The sequence below is a fragment of the Pedobacter sp. genome (assembly GCF_965279535.1).
In the GTDB taxonomy this organism is placed as follows: Bacteria; Bacteroidota; Bacteroidia; order Sphingobacteriales; family Sphingobacteriaceae; genus Pedobacter.
On sequence record NZ_OZ257244.1, the window covers coordinates 4,108,215 to 4,123,187 of the forward strand.

The 14,973-nt window shown below is 43.5% G+C and carries 13 protein-coding genes; 9 read left to right on the plus strand and 4 right to left on the minus strand.

Annotation, left to right across the window (positions count from 1 at the left end; all coding sequences use genetic code 11):
• Nucleotides 1–12 precede the first annotated feature (12 nt).
• The 4 genes from ACQY77_RS16880 to ACQY77_RS16895 form a co-directional block, all read right to left on the minus strand.
• Nucleotides 13–633 (minus strand): class I SAM-dependent methyltransferase, encoded by a 621-nt coding sequence (locus ACQY77_RS16880; protein ID WP_056095270.1) that lies wholly within the window; start codon nucleotides 631–633, stop codon nucleotides 13–15.
• Nucleotides 634–640: 7 nt separating this feature from the next.
• Nucleotides 641–2,059 carry an MBL fold metallo-hydrolase gene (locus ACQY77_RS16885; protein WP_056095268.1) on the minus strand — a complete coding sequence of 473 codons (1,419 nt, stop codon included), beginning with the start codon at nucleotides 2,057–2,059 and terminating at the stop codon, nucleotides 641–643.
• Nucleotides 2,060–2,144: 85 nt separating this feature from the next.
• Nucleotides 2,145–2,942, minus strand: coding sequence for a sulfite exporter TauE/SafE family protein (locus ACQY77_RS16890; protein ID WP_056095265.1), 798 nt, complete (start codon nucleotides 2,940–2,942; stop codon nucleotides 2,145–2,147).
• A 124-nt stretch (nucleotides 2,943–3,066) separates the two neighbouring features.
• Nucleotides 3,067–3,708, minus strand: a complete 642-nt coding sequence (locus ACQY77_RS16895; protein ID WP_090985886.1) for a Crp/Fnr family transcriptional regulator — start codon at nucleotides 3,706–3,708, stop codon at nucleotides 3,067–3,069.
• Nucleotides 3,709–4,261: 553 nt separating this feature from the next.
• On the opposite strand from ACQY77_RS16895, the gene ACQY77_RS16900 reads away from it, so the two are divergent.
• The 9 genes from ACQY77_RS16900 to ACQY77_RS16940 all read left to right on the plus strand — a co-directional run bounded on the left by ACQY77_RS16900 (nucleotide 4,262) and on the right by ACQY77_RS16940 (nucleotide 14,548).
• Nucleotides 4,262–5,194, plus strand: coding sequence for an efflux RND transporter periplasmic adaptor subunit (locus ACQY77_RS16900; RefSeq protein WP_159435276.1), 933 nt, complete (start codon nucleotides 4,262–4,264; stop codon nucleotides 5,192–5,194).
• Nucleotides 5,187–6,401 (plus strand): efflux RND transporter periplasmic adaptor subunit, encoded by a 1,215-nt coding sequence (locus ACQY77_RS16905; protein WP_056095258.1) that lies wholly within the window; start codon nucleotides 5,187–5,189, stop codon nucleotides 6,399–6,401. Before ACQY77_RS16900 ends, ACQY77_RS16905 begins: the two co-directional genes overlap by 8 nt.
• A 285-nt stretch (nucleotides 6,402–6,686) precedes the next feature.
• Nucleotides 6,687–7,124 (plus strand): hypothetical protein, encoded by a 438-nt coding sequence (locus tag ACQY77_RS16910; protein ID WP_056095255.1) that lies wholly within the window; start codon nucleotides 6,687–6,689, stop codon nucleotides 7,122–7,124.
• Between the two features lie 108 nt (nucleotides 7,125–7,232).
• A complete protein-coding gene (locus ACQY77_RS16915) occupies nucleotides 7,233–7,721 on the plus strand; it encodes a DUF3347 domain-containing protein (RefSeq protein ID WP_056095252.1) in 489 nt (162 codons plus the stop codon).
• A gap of 117 nt (nucleotides 7,722–7,838) precedes the next feature.
• The gene (locus tag ACQY77_RS16920; RefSeq protein WP_056095249.1) at nucleotides 7,839–8,411 is read left to right on the plus strand and encodes a DUF3347 domain-containing protein; all 573 of its coding nucleotides are present in this window, start codon (nucleotides 7,839–7,841) and stop codon (nucleotides 8,409–8,411) included.
• Nucleotides 8,412–8,418: 7 nt separating this feature from the next.
• Nucleotides 8,419–8,895 (plus strand): heme-binding domain-containing protein, encoded by a 477-nt coding sequence (locus tag ACQY77_RS16925; protein ID WP_056095245.1) that lies wholly within the window; start codon nucleotides 8,419–8,421, stop codon nucleotides 8,893–8,895.
• 12 nt (nucleotides 8,896–8,907) lie between these two features.
• The gene (locus ACQY77_RS16930) at nucleotides 8,908–11,691 is read left to right on the plus strand and encodes a multicopper oxidase domain-containing protein (RefSeq protein WP_082489585.1); all 2,784 of its coding nucleotides are present in this window, start codon (nucleotides 8,908–8,910) and stop codon (nucleotides 11,689–11,691) included.
• Between the two features lie 12 nt (nucleotides 11,692–11,703).
• On the plus strand, nucleotides 11,704–14,241 hold the full coding sequence (locus tag ACQY77_RS16935) for a heavy metal translocating P-type ATPase (RefSeq protein ID WP_090985884.1): 2,538 nt from the start codon (nucleotides 11,704–11,706) through the stop codon (nucleotides 14,239–14,241).
• Nucleotides 14,225–14,548, plus strand: a complete 324-nt coding sequence (locus ACQY77_RS16940) for a hypothetical protein (RefSeq protein WP_056095240.1) — start codon at nucleotides 14,225–14,227, stop codon at nucleotides 14,546–14,548. The genes ACQY77_RS16935 and ACQY77_RS16940 overlap by 17 nt, the downstream gene beginning before the upstream one ends.
• The last annotated feature ends 425 nt before the right edge of the window (nucleotides 14,549–14,973 follow it).

Genomic DNA, 14,973 nt, shown 5'->3' on the forward strand with positions numbered 1-14,973 from the left:
TTTATTCGTTTCTTATTGCTCTGTATTTTTTTTAAAGCTGCAGAACAGAAAATCCTGCGTGCTTTGCATTGGGGTAGTGTGCTCTTGCGGCCTGCACTCTATTTCGGTAAACCCTTCTCTAAATATCTCGCGCAGCGTTCTTTCACTGTATCTTGAAACGGGCAGGCCACTGCATTTTTCTGGTCCGGTGAGCGAAAAAGTCGCCATGACCAAGTATTCTCCGGTAAACTGACCTGCCGTGTTTGCATAACTATGGATTTCCTCTGATGAATGAAGGAAATGAAAAGTGGCCCGGTCATGCCAGACTGCATAACTTCTTTGCGGCACAAAATCCCTGATGTCTGTCTCGATCCAGTGTATCCTGCCAGACAGTTCTCCAAGCCTTGCCTTTGCCTTTTCCAATGCCCGGGAAGATATATCCACTACGGTAATATCGCTGTAGCCTTCCTGAAGCAAAAAATCCACAAGCAGACTGTCTCCCCCGCCAATATCGATTATCGGAGCAGATTTATCCAGATTGAACCCCGTTATCATCTCCATTGAAACTGTGGGGTAGACCTGCGTCCAGCTGACCTGGTCAGGACTTTTTTCTAAATACACCTTTTCCCAGTGCGATTTTTTCTCATTTTTCATATCCCTTTTATATTAAGGTACTTGGACATACAAATGCTGTAGTCGGAATACATCCGTTTTCCTGTATGGCCTTAAAACCACCAGCCACATCGATGAGGTTGTGGTACCCGCGTGAGCGCATGATGGAATTGAAAATAACAGAACGGTAACCACCTGCACAGTGAACAAAGTAGGTCTTGGTTTTATCGACGGTGCCGAGGTTTTCGTTGATATAATCCAGTGGAAGGTTGACAGCACCCTCGACATGCTCGCTTAAGTATTCCTTTGTTTTTCTGACGTCCAGAATATTTACCTCCGCTTTTTTGCCGATTTCGGCCAGCCGGGCTACACAAACCGATTTTATCTCGTCGGTTTCCTGACCAGCTTTTTTCCAGGCAACGACGCCGCCATCTAGGTAACCTACTGCACCATCAAATCCTACTCTTGATAAACGGGTGAGCACTTCTTCAATTCTACCCTCATCTGTAATAAGTAAAATAGGATGTTTAATGTCCGGGATTAAAGTTCCTACCCAGGGGGCGAAATTTCCATCGATGCCAATATTTACCGAGTTTGGGAGAAAGCCTTTTATAAAATCCTCTGGAGCTCTTGTGTCGAGAATTACCGCTCCTGTTTCATTTGCAACCCGCTCAAAAGCATCGGGGTTAAGGGCTTGCATGCCTCGTTCTATCACTTTGTTAAAACTATCATATCCATGGATGTTCATCATGACGTTTTCAGGAAAATATGCAGGAGGCGGTAAAAGACCATCAGTAACCTCTTTAATGAATTCGTCTTTGGACATGCCTGCCCTTAGCGCATAATTGGTCTTCTTTTGATTTCCCAAAAGATCGGTGGTCTCTTTGCTCATATTTTTTCCGCATGCGCTACCCGCACCATGTGCAGGATAAACCATAATATCATCGCTTAAAGGCATGATCTTATTGCGTAAAGAATCAAAGAGATAACCTGCTAGCATCTCACTTGTAAGCTCACTGACCGGTTTCTGTGCCAGATCGGGTCTTCCCACATCGCCTATAAAAAGCGTATCGCCGGAGAACAGTGCTATTTCCTTTCCTTGCTCATCGCTAACCAGGAAACAGGTGCTTTCCATGGTATGTCCTGGGGTGTGCAACACTTTAATCTTTGCCCCACCAAGTCGCAACACTTCTCCGTCTTTCGCACCGTAAAAATCAAAGTCGGGTTTTGCATTCGGCCCGTAAACGATTTCTGCGCCGCTTTCTTTAGCCAGATCAATGTGTCCGGATACAAAATCGGCATGGAAATGTGTTTCGAGCACGTATTTTATTTTTGCGTTGTTCTTCCGTGCACGTTCCATATACGGACTAACCTCTCGAAGCGGATCGATAATGGCCGCCTCTCCGTTGCTTTCTATATAATAGGCACCTTGTGCCAGACATCCGGTGTAAATTTGTTCTATAATCATGATGATTAAATTAGTATGTCAAAATTAATCCTTAACGATATGGTCGTTGGTGACTTTTGTCACACAAGGAGTTTGTTTCTGAAGGTTACTTAAATATTACCTCTTTTAGAATGATGTAGCAACCCATAACCAGTACAAACCACCCGAAACCTTTCTTCAGTTTTCCTCCATCTATTTTTTTGTTTATCATTCCACCTACCACGATACCGGCAATGGCAACGGTAGTAATTTTGGCGAGAAAGATCCAGTCGATATGGAAATGTCCAAGATCGCCGGTGAAACCGATGAGCGAATTAAGCGCTATGATGAAAAGTGAAGTACCTACGGCCTCTTTCATGGGTAAGCCCACTAAAATAACAAGTGTAGGAATAAGTAGAAAGCCACCACCAGCACCCAAAAAACCAGTAGCGAGGCCGATGGCAATGCCGTATAAAAACAGTTTACCGATGTGAAGTGGGGGTTTTTCTATTCGGGTGCTGCTTTCTGCTCTTGCACCTTTAATCATCGCTGTTGCAGCCGCTACCATCAAAACTGCAAAGAGTACCATCATGAGCATGTTTTCTGTTAACTCAAAATCGCCGATTTTTATTATTATCTTGGGTATAAGGGGGATAATGAATTTGCGGGTTAAGAATACAGTTGAGATGGATGCACTACCAAACAGCAAAGCTGTTTTAATATTCACCAGCCCACGCTTAAAATTCCCGACTGTACCTGCTAAACTTGTAGAGCCAACGATGAACAATGAATAAGAAGTAGCCAATAGCGGATTAACCCCAAATAGGTAAACCAGTACCGGCATGGTGAGGATAGAACCGCCACCGCCGATCAATCCAAGCGAAATTCCAATTAAGGCAGATGCAACGTATGCAATGATTTCCATTTCTGTTATTTTTTAACAAAAATCGAGTTATCATCTACCAATGTTGGTGACTTTTGTCACACTCATTATATTTTCAAGAAGTGATGCCTTTCGCAGTAAAAATAACTTTATTCTTTTTATGGGCTTAGGCTAAATATTCGATGTAATTACGGTACATCTTAATTTCTCCTGCCTGCTCCATTTTCTTAAGCAGCCTTGAAATTACTTCCCGGGAGGTGTTCAAATCAGATGCAATTTCACTGTGGGTAAGGTGCAGTTCTTTTGTGTTTAAATCTCCAGCTTGCTTTTTCAGGTAAAAGGCCAGCCGCTCATCCATTGCCTTAAAGGCGATATTATCGATGACAAAGAGGAGTTCTTCAAAGCGCATACGGTATGTTTCAATGACAAAGTAATACCATGTTCTGTAATCCCGCATCAGCTTATCCATCAGGGCAATCGGAATCATGAGTACCTTGGTCTGTTCAATGGCCTTTGCCATTACCTGACTGGTTTCCTGTTTGGTTGCGCATATCATGGAAAGTGCACACGCATTTCCTGGCTGGAGATAATACATAAAGAATTCCTGTCCATCTTCTCCCTCCCTGTAGAGCTTTACCATGCCTTCTACGATAAGCACCGTGGAGCGCATATTCTGCCCAGTTTGCATGAGCATATCACCTCCCTGAAAATCCCTAAGCGTCGCATTCTCGATAAGGATGGTCTTAAGGGCAGGTTCAAACTGGGGAAAAAGTCTTTCGATGTATTCCGCAATGGTCATATCTTTCATTTTAGCTGTTTTGGATTTTAAAGATAACTATACTGCAGGCCTGCGCCAAAATTCTTTAAAATATTGGAATACATTTTTTGGATATAGAATAAAGGGTATAATAAATTTACAAAGAAACTCTCTATGGTTCCCTAATTAAAACATGCAGCGCGTTTTTTCCAAAGTAAACCTAACACTTCGTCCAGGGATAAAGCTGACAAAAATCACATATTGTTTTTTATTTTTTATCCCTTGTTAATCTTTATGTTTTTTGATCGACCCGGAAAGAAATAGCCCGATCAGTGCGACTTTTTAAAGGTACCACCATAACTATGAATCGTAACAATGAGGTCATAATTAGCTTCTGAGGCGTGGCTTACTAGTCTTTGGGCATTTAATTTTATATATTGAATTAAAGTGGCTCAAACGCTTGCTGGCTTAAGACTTATTGTTATCCAAATAGGATCAGTGGGGATCTGCTTTTTAAAGGGTCCCCACTTTATGGACTACTTGGGGCAATTTCCTGATGGCGGCTAATATATTTTTTTACGTTGCGGTTTTTCAGTTTCTGCCTATGTTCCCAACCCTGACCCATCTTATTGAATACCTATTTGGAATATATATTCCGCTTCCCGTTCAGACTTTCGGTTTCTTTGTGGCCCTGGCATTTATTTCTGGTTACCTGCTGTTTTCTGCTGAGCTTAAAAGAAAGGAGGCTGCAGGACATATAGCACCTGTTGAGATTATTATACAGCCTAAGAAGGAGATTTTGTTATGGGAATGGATAACCAATGGATTTTTAGGTTTTCTTATCGGGTATAAACTGGTTTATGCTGCAGGGAACTATGCTGCTTTTGCTGCTGAACCCGGACAAATCATCCTCTCTCCAAGGGGAAGCTTACCGGGAGGGTTGCTGCTTTGCGCAATTCTTCTTTTTACCGTCTACCTTAAAAAACGCAGGCTTTCTCTGTCGGACCATAGGCCGGTTCATATTTTAAGGCACCCTTACCAGATTATGCCTGAGCTGATCACCTGGGCTGCCCTGTTCCAGGCCATTATCAAGATCGACAGAAATTCACTGGCCAGCTTAGAGTTAAATCAACCGGTTAAGATTACCCTGCCGGATCTGCCAGGTAAAACGTTATATGGGAAAGTAGATTTTATTGAACCTACCCTTCAGCAAGGTGACAAAACGGTTAGCGCAAGGGTTTATCTGGACAATATGGAACATCAGCTGAAGGTAAACAGTCTAATCAATGCCTCAATAGAGACGGGAAAATCCAAAGGGCTTTGGATACCGAGGTCTGCTCTGCAGGATCTTGGGCAGACAAAAATAATCTGGCTAAAAAAAGGCAGCTTATACTATGCACATAGTGTAAATATTGGGACTTTCAAAGGGAACGAAATACAGATAACAAGAGGCCTTTCCGCAACCGATACCCTGGCAGTAGATGCAGGGTATTTAACAGACAGTGAGAGTTTCATCAAAACAAAGGGTCATGAATAACATAAAAAGAATTAACCTGAAAAGGATCTGTGCCTTACTGATTATTGTGCTTTCAGTAAGTATATTTAACAGCTGCAAACAAAAAGCAGAGCCGGCGGCAAAAGCAAAAAGCAAATTTTACTATACCTGTTCCATGCATCCACAGATACATGAAGACCATCCCGGCAACTGTCCGATCTGTGGCATGAAACTGATCAAGGTCGAACTTACTGGATCAGGAAATTCTGCCACGGAAAAAATAACATTGACAGCAAGCCAGATTCAGTTGGCAGGCATAACAGTTGATACGGTAAGGGAAGAAAATACAGGGGGCGAAAAACTTCTGACCGGAACAGTTGCCACGGACGAAAGTAAGGCGGAAGAGATCAGTGCAAGAGTGGCCGGACGCATACAGCGTTTATTTGTTAGGTCCGTTGGAGAAAAAATAACAATAGGTCAGGCAGTGTATTCCATTTATAGCGAAGACCTGTTATCAGCCGAAAAAGAATACCTTTTGGCCAGGCAGCAGCAGAAGGTATTAAATAATCCTGACGTCGATTATGAGGCCATGATCAAGACAGTAGAGCACAAGTTATTGTTATGGGGCCTGAACTCCGCCCAGATCATAAATCTTTCTTCTTTGTCCAAAACTTCGGCCACTGTTACCATATACAGCAAGGTTAACGGAACGGTAAGCGACATAGCCATCCACGAGGGTGATTACGTAACTGAAGGGATGGCTATATTAAAAACGCAAGGGTTAGCCAATCTATGGATAGAGGCGCAGTTATATGCCGGCGAAAGCGGAAACTATAAGGAAAATGACATGGTGAATGTCTCTTTTCCAGATCTGAACGGACAGGTTGTTAAAGGCAAGGTGGAATTTGTAAATCCTGAACTATCAGATGAATCTAAGGTTGTGCTCATCCGGATCGCAGTTCCAAATACGCAGGGGCTGATCAGGCCGGGGATGTTGGCATACATTTCCATTGGTAATGGAAAACAGAATGCTGTTGCTGTGCCCACATCTTCAATACTAGCAGGAGGTAAAGGCAATAAGGTATGGATCAAAAATCGTGATGGAAGTTTTTCTGGAAGAAAGGTCAATACCGGAGCAGGGAACGGGGGCTATGTGCAGGTATTGTCTGGCATTTCACTAGGTGAAATAGTGGTCACCAGTAGAGCCTACCTCTTGGAGAGTGAATCGATATTCAAAAATGGAGGGTAAGGTTATGATTTGGTGCGTCATATCTTATGGATAAATACCCATGGTAAGTAAAATTTGGCATAGTATGTAGCTTGATTGCGCTAATACTGTCTGGACCTTGGTGAAAAGCAAATCCAGCATTTGACAGGTCGGAGTCTGCGAAACGAAATTACTTTTCGAGGGGCCGAAAAATATTGAAACAAGTTCAATGTCAGAAATTTGAGGTGATTTTCTAATATAATTATATAAAAGATATGGGAAATTATATAAATTTAATTTTGCATCTTTATATAGATTTGTAGTCTGATGAAAACCAAAGCCATCTTTCTTTTAGTGATTTTTCTGCTCAACACTGTTGTTGGCCTTGCCTGTGCAGTTGGAATGGAAAGAGATAATCATGGAGAAAGTGATGTACATGTTTCCTCTAAAAAGAATAATCACAAACATGATCATCAGCATAAAGGTGCACATGTGCATAAACACAGTGCTTCAAATGGACCGAATCTTTCAAAAGAAGATCCCTGTTGCAAGACTCTGGTCAACGACCTTGTGGTTCAGGGGAAGCTTGTTCCCCAAAGCGTTAAAAACCAGGTTATCCTACCTGTTCTATTGCTTCCAGATTATAATTACAACTTTTTAATTCCTTCTGTCAAACTGGCTCTCAAAAAGAGCGTTTACGCCGGACAGCGGGAGCGGCCACCCAACAGGGACATCCGGATTTCCATCAATAGCTTTCAGATATAAGATTTCACCAAGAATTACCAATAGAGCCCGTGTTACATTGACATGGTGCCTGGCTTTCGCGCGGCCAAAACTCCTGCGGAAAGAGTGTAAACATTTAATCTTAAAATCATGAAAAAAATATTTTTTCTGGTTGCCCTATTGGCAATCGTTTTCACTGGCCGCGTCCTTGCGCAAAATAGCCAGACACAGTCACTTTTAACTTCTTATTACGATATCAAAAATGCATTGATAAATGCAGATGCGACAGTCGCCGCCTCAAAAGCCACTGAGTTTTCCAGAGCGCTGGGCAGCATGGACATGAAGTCAATGCCAGAAGCCGATATGAATATATTTATAGGTTTACAGGATAAGCTTGCCTTTGATGCCAAGCACATATCGGAGAGTAAGGATATTGCCCATCAGAGAGAATATTTCGCAACTTTTTCTGCCAATCTTTTTAAACTGGCAAAAGCCGTTAAACTCACCAAAGCGCCTGTTTATTATACCTATTGTCCATTGAAAAAGAGCTATTGGCTTTCTGATAACGCTGGTATCAAAAACCCTTATTTCGGTAAGCAGATGCTGACCTGTGGTGCAGTAAAGGAGACTATCAAATAATTCATATTGTTATTGAGCGGACATTTAGCATTGTGATGTTTTGGTCCGTTCAATATAGCTGTATGCATATATTCTACATACAGCTCGAAATAATTTATTCAAGATATATCAAAAACAATGAAAACATTAATATATAGCCTTCTGGGCCCACTATTTTTCCTTGCCGCCTGTACAAATGGCAAAAATGAAAAGCAAGATTCCGCTGTTGCGGATTCCACGACCAAAAATGTTTCTAGGGAAACCAATAATGTAAAAAAATCCCAAACGGCTGCGCTTTTATCCGGCTATCTGAAACTGAAAAATGCCCTGACCACGGACGATGATAAACAAGCTGCCGCCGCAGGCAGTGAAATGGTCGCAGCGTTCGCCAGTTTTGATGAAAAATCATTGACTTCGGAGCAGGCCAGGGCATATAGCGATATTCGGGATGATGCCAAAGAGCACGCAGAGCATATCGGTTCCAATGCAGGCAATATTGCCCATCAACGTGAGCATTTCGATATGCTGAGCAAAGACATGTACGATATGATCAAGCTCCTTGGCACTGACAAGCCCCTGTATGTGGACCGTTGTCCCATGTACAACAATAACAAGGGTGCAATCTGGGTGAGTGAGATAAAGGAGATCAAAAACCCTTACCTTGGAAAAACGATGCCCACCTGTGGCACTGTCAAAGAAGAACTGAAATAGCACAAAAATGACGGGCATAAAAAAAACCTTTCTTGGGCTATTAGTTATCTTCATGCTTATGCAGATCTTACAGCCTGCACGCAATAAAAGCGCGCAGGCTATGCCTCAGGATATATCCACACTTGTTCCTATGCCTGATGATGTGCAGGGGATACTTAAAAAATCATGTTATGACTGTCACAGCAACAACACGGAATATCCATGGTATGCCTATGTTCAGCCGCTTCACTGGTACCTTAACAGTCACATACGATCGGGAAAAGAGGAGCTGAACTTTAATGAATTTGCCGGCTATACCTTGCGGAGGCGTCAGAACAAACTGCGGGCCATAGAAAATAGCTTAAAAGATGGTACAATGCCGCTTTCCTCTTATAGCCTGATCCACAGAAATGCAATATTAGATCCAAGGGAAAAGTCGATACTCATAAAGTGGGTACAGAATTCAAGGGATAGTTTGAACAGAAAGAATCTCACTGCTCTTTAAATTAACAAAGAAATGAAAAATATATTAACAGTCTTTTTATTGATAATTTATTCTGTGGTTTCCGCCCAGGATATGAAGGGAATGAAAACGGACAAGAACGGCAGTGCTGGTCAGTCCAGGGTAATCTATACCTGTGTGATGCACCCGGAAATACAATCGGAAAAACCCGGTAACTGTCCAAAGTGCGGAATGAAGCTTATCCTGCAGAAAGGTAAAGTGGATAAGGCAAAGACAGCTGATCCGGGCAAAAAGAAGCAAGGTACAAAAAAGGGAGCTATGGAAGGCATGAAAATGCTGGCAGAAAAATTGGAAAGTAAGCCAAAAGAGGAATCAGTAACCTATACCTGCCCAATGCACCCTGAGATCCATGACTCCAAACCTGGCAACTGTCCCAAATGCGGGATGAAGCTAATCAGGGAAAAGCCCAGGTCAGCGCCTGAACAGAATGGGGGAACAAAGGAAAGTTCCAAAAAGAGTGAGGATATGGGGGATATGGCGGGCATGGCAATGGATGATAACAGTTCTGACATGGAAAATATCAAAACTGCAAAGGCCAATTTGGGCCCGATTAAGACCGTTGCGAATAAATTTCCACCACGTACCGTGCGTTATGATCTTTACATAGCCGATACAACGGTAAATTATGGGAGAAAATCAAAGCGGGCAATTGCGGTAAACGGTCAGATCCCCATGCCCACACTGACCTTTACGCAGGGCGATACCGCCCTGATCTACGTGCACAATAATCTCGACGAGGAAACCGCGCTGCACTGGCACGGACTTTTTCTTCCGAACAAGATGGATGGTGTTCCTTTTCTGACCCAAATGCCGATCAAACCGCACACTACCTACATCTATAAGTTTCCCATCGTCCAACATGGAACGCACTGGTACCACAGCCACAGCGGCCTTCAGGAACAGATAGGTATGTATGGGGCATTTATCATGAACAAACGTACGGAGTGGGATATTCCAACCCTTCCAGTAGTCATTAGCGAATGGACAGATATGAAGCCCGAGGAGGTTCATAGAAGCCTGAAAAATGCCAACGACTGGTTTGCCATCAAAAAAGGGACTACCCAGAGTTATGCAGAAGCGATCAGGACCGGACATTTTAAAACAAAGGTAGCCAATGAATGGAAGCGCATGAATGCCATGGATGTGAGCGATGTTTATTATGAAGCCTTTCTCATCAATGGGAAAAATCAGAACGAACAGCCGCAGTTCAAGGCTGGGGACAAGGTAAGGCTGCGTATTGCAAACGGTGGAGCCTCAGATTATTTCTGGCTTAAATATGCAGGGGGCAAGATTACCGTTGTCGCTACCGATGGAAATGATGTGGAGCCTGTAGAGGTCGACAGGCTGATTATAGCGGTTTCCGAAACCTATGATGTAGTGGTCACGATTCCGGAAAATAAGAGCTATGAATTTTTGGTCACTCCTGAAGACCGTACGGGATCAGCATCACTATGGCTGGGCAAGGGAGAAAAGGTCCATGCAGAGAAAATGCCCAAACTGAAGTATTTTGCCGGAATGAAAATGATGAACGATATGATGGATATGAGCGGCAATATGGTACAGATGGAAGGCATGAAGATGCAGAACCAGATCATGGATATGAATACGGTGATGTACCCGGAGGTAACCGGTGAAGAAAATTCAAAAACAGAGAAAAAAATGAAGGGGATGCCTGGTATGCAGATGTCTGGTGACAAGAGCATGGCAGGGATGAATATGGAGGCAGAAACCGCCGATATCGTTACTCTGAACTATAATATGCTTCGAGATCCAAAGAAAACAACCCTGCCAAAAGGCCCATGGAAGGAACTTAAGTTTGACCTTACAGGAAATATGAACCGTTACGTCTGGACGCTGGATAACAAAACCGTTTCTGAAAGCGATAAGATACTGATAAAAAAGGGCGAAAATGTTAGGATAATCCTTTACAACAACAGTATGATGCGCCATCCTATGCACCTTCATGGCCATGACTTCAGGGTAATTAACCGGCAGGGAGAATATGCCCCGATGAAGAACATTATCGACATCATGCCCATGGAGCGGGATACCCTTGAATTTGCAGCAACAGAGCCAGGAGGCGACTGGTTCTTCCACTGCCATATTCTCTATCACATGATGAGCGGTATGGGAAGGGTATTCAGTTATGAGAATTCTCCGCCTAATCCCGAAATCCCGGACCCCAAGCTGGCACAGCGAAAACTTTTCAGTGATGACAGGGCATTTCATCCAATGGCACGCATCGGAATCGAAACCAATGGCAGCGACGGAGAGATTATGCTCGCCAATACCCGTTACCGCTTTACCACTGAATGGCGGATTGGGTTTGACAAGGAAATGGGCTATGAAAGTGAAAGTCATTTTGGAAGATATATCGGGAGAAACCAATGGCTATTGCCCTATATCGGATGGGATTTTAGAAAAAGAACGGTTGATCCCTTGGACAAGAATGTTTTCGGGCAATCACTTTCGCCGGGAAACAACCTTTTCGGGCAGGGAAATACCAAAAATTTCAGGCAGGTATTTCATTTGGGAGTTCAATATACCCTACCACTGCTGATCGTTGCAGATGCTTCCCTCGATCACAAGGGGAATGTCAGGTTTCAGCTGATGAGGGAAGATATCCCCGTTTCCAAAAGACTGCGCTTCCAGTTTATGGTCAATACCGATAAGGAATATATGGCCGGATTCAGGTACATCGTTACTAAGTATTTTGGGCTTTCAACACATTATGACAGTGATATGGGCTATGGCGCCGGATTGACATTAAGCTATTAACAAATCAAAAACATGGAACACACCTATAAAATAACCGGAATGAGCTGTCAGGGCTGCCGGAGCAAAGTCGAAAATGTGCTGAATGCGATTGATGGCGTTTCTGCACAGGTGACCCTTGAACCTGCTGAAGCCGTCATAACTATGCAAGAACATATCCCGACGGAAAAGCTGCAGGAGGCTCTTTCTGCCGCCGGACATTACGGTATTGAAATGGCAGTTCAGGGAAAACATGTTCTAAAATCTTCAGAACATCCTAATCATGATCATTCAACCCATGAGCAAAGTCCCAAGGTTGAAAATGATGATAAAAATGAAGCGGGAGGCCTGTTTTATTGTCCTATGCACTGTCAAGGTCAGAAGACTTATGATAAGCCAAGTCATTGCCCTGTATGCGGGATGGACCTGGTAAAACAGCCTGCCAAGAAACAGGCATCTCAATTTACCTGCCCCATGCATCCCGAGATTATCAGGGACAAACCAGGATCATGTCCGCTCTGCGGAATGGACCTGGTACCTACAGGGACAAACCTTGAAGAAGAAGATAAAACTTATGAAACCCTGCTCAAAAAGTTCAAGATTGCAGCAGGTTTTACCATACCCATTTTTGTTATTGCCATGACGGAAATGATTCCCAGCAATCCTTTGTTTGATCTAATGGAACTTAAATACTGGAACTGGGTTCAGTTTTTTCTTTCTATTCCGGTGGTCTTTTATGCAACCTGGATGTTCTTTCAGCGTGCATGGCAATCCATCATTACCTGGAAACTGAACATGTTTACACTGATTGGGATTGGTGCCGGGGTATCCTGGGGCTTCAGTATTGTCGCCCTTCTATTCCCCGGAGTTTTTCCTGATCAGTTTAAAACACATCACGGCACCGTTTTCGTTTATTTTGAGGCGGCAACCGTGATTCTTACGCTGGTACTGCTCGGTCAGCTTTTGGAAGCCCGGGCGCATGGCAAAACCAACAGCGCCATTAAGGAGCTGTTGAAGCTGGCACCTAATTCAGCAACAAAAGTGGTCGGGGATAAGGAAATATCAGTATCTATTGATGATATTCAGAAAGGAGATCTGCTGAGGGTAAAGCCTGGTGAAAAAATTCCGGTGGATGGTAGTATTAAGAACGGGGAAGCTGTAATTGATGAATCCATGATCACAGGAGAACCCCTTCCTGTTGAGAAAAAGATAGGGGATAAAATCAGTTCAGGAACCATCAATGGTAAAAAGACCTTTGTCATGCTTGCCGAAAAGGTAGGCTCAGAAACACTGCTTTCCCAGATCATCGAAATGGTCAATTCCGCCAGCCGCTCAAAAGCGCCCATCCAAAAGATGGCCGATAAAATTTCAGGTTATTTCGTGCCTGTTGTGGTATTGATTTCTATTGTAACGTTCGTGGTATGGGCAGTATACGGCCCCGATCCGGCCTATGTTTATGCTTTTGTAAATGCAATCGCGGTATTGATTATTGCATGCCCATGTGCGCTAGGCCTGGCTACCCCAATGTCGGTAATGGTGGGAGTAGGGAAGGGCGCTCAGTCTGGTATACTGATCAAAAATGCGGAATCTCTTGAGAAAATGAATGCTATTGATGTAGTGGTCATCGATAAAACTGGTACGGTTACAGAGGGAAAGCCCTCGGTTGAAAGTGTGGTTAGCGTAGATAAGGGCTTTACCGAAAAACAGATCCTGGAGAAAATTGTGGCTTTGAACAGCAGCAGCGAACATCCATTGGCACAGGCAACTTTGCGTTATGGGGAGGAAAACGAAATATCCGTTAAGGCTATATCCGACTTTGAGGCCGTTACCGGGAAGGGCGTAACAGGCAGTCTGAATGGGGAAAGACTGGCTTTGGGGAACCAAAAACTGATGGAGCATGTTAAAGCGGCGATTGATCCTAGTCTGTCCGAGCAGGTTAGTGCCGCTCAAAGGCAGGGCAAGACGGTTTCTTATTTGGCCGTTGGAAATAAAGCAGTGGGGTTTGTTGTGATTTCGGATAAGATCAAGCATTCCAGCACAGCTGCTATTCTAAAGCTCCAGCAGGAAGGCATCAAGGTAATCATGTTTACCGGAGACAATGAGGATACAGCGAGGGCAGTAAGCGCAACTTTAAATCTGGATGGGTTCAAAGCTCAGATGTTGCCTGAAGATAAGCTGAATGAAATAAAAAAACTACAGGCCGAAGGCAAAAAGGTAGCCATGGCAGGTGACGGCATCAATGATGCCCCTGCACTTTCCCAGGCTGATATCGGGATTGCCATGGGCACGGGAACAGACGTTGCTATCCAGAGTGCCTCGATTACATTGGTGAAGGGGGATTTAAACGGGATCGCAAAAGCAAGGTTGTTGAGCCATAAAGTAATGGGCAATATCAAAGGAAACCTGTTTTTTGCCCTGGGATACAATGTATTGGGGATTCCGATAGCGGCTGGTATTTTATATCCGTTTTTTGGAGTTTTACTTTCTCCCATGATAGCTGCACTCGCGATGAGTTTTAGCTCGGTTTCCGTTATTTTGAATTCCCTGAGATTGAGAAATGCCAAAATCGACTGATATTTTTTTAGTAGAGGAAAAAGGCAGATGCTGTTACCGATGGCCGTTGCGTGAGGATAACAGGGGATATTTGAAAACGCTTCCGGCGCATATCAGGTTAGAATATAAACTGAGCGGTGAAAAACTAAATCTTGTTTTCGCGCACGGCAGTACCAGTAGTATAGATGAATACATACTGATAGACACAGATGCAGACTATGTTTTGGAAATGCTTAAAGAAGCTGATGCAGATCTGCTTTTTGTGGTGCACTTCCACAAGCCGTATCACAGAATTTGGAAACCCCATATTGAAAGTTCAAACATGTGATCAACCTGGGATCCCTCGGAAAGCCTAACGACGGTGACCCAAGGGGTTGTTACCTTATGTTCACTTAAATGCAGGCTGTTCTACAACCGATGCAAATAGTATTGAAATTGAATTCAAGCGTGTCGAGCACGACGTGGAAGCATCCCCCACAGCTATCATAAACAGTCCCCCTGTCCGGTGAGTTTGCTGATGCCTTGAAGCTTGCGAAATAACCCCAATCAATTGGACAGTCAAATTTGAGGGTGCCAGGCTCTTATTCTTCATTTACAGATCTTGCAATCTATTATATCACATAACAACAACACAGAGTATTAGTAAATTTTATACTTTTACACCGTGAAATTCATTGCCCTGGTTTTATCTCTCATCGTATATACGCTAACCGCGGTACCATGCTGCGCTTTAGCGCGAGAAGATAGCCATGT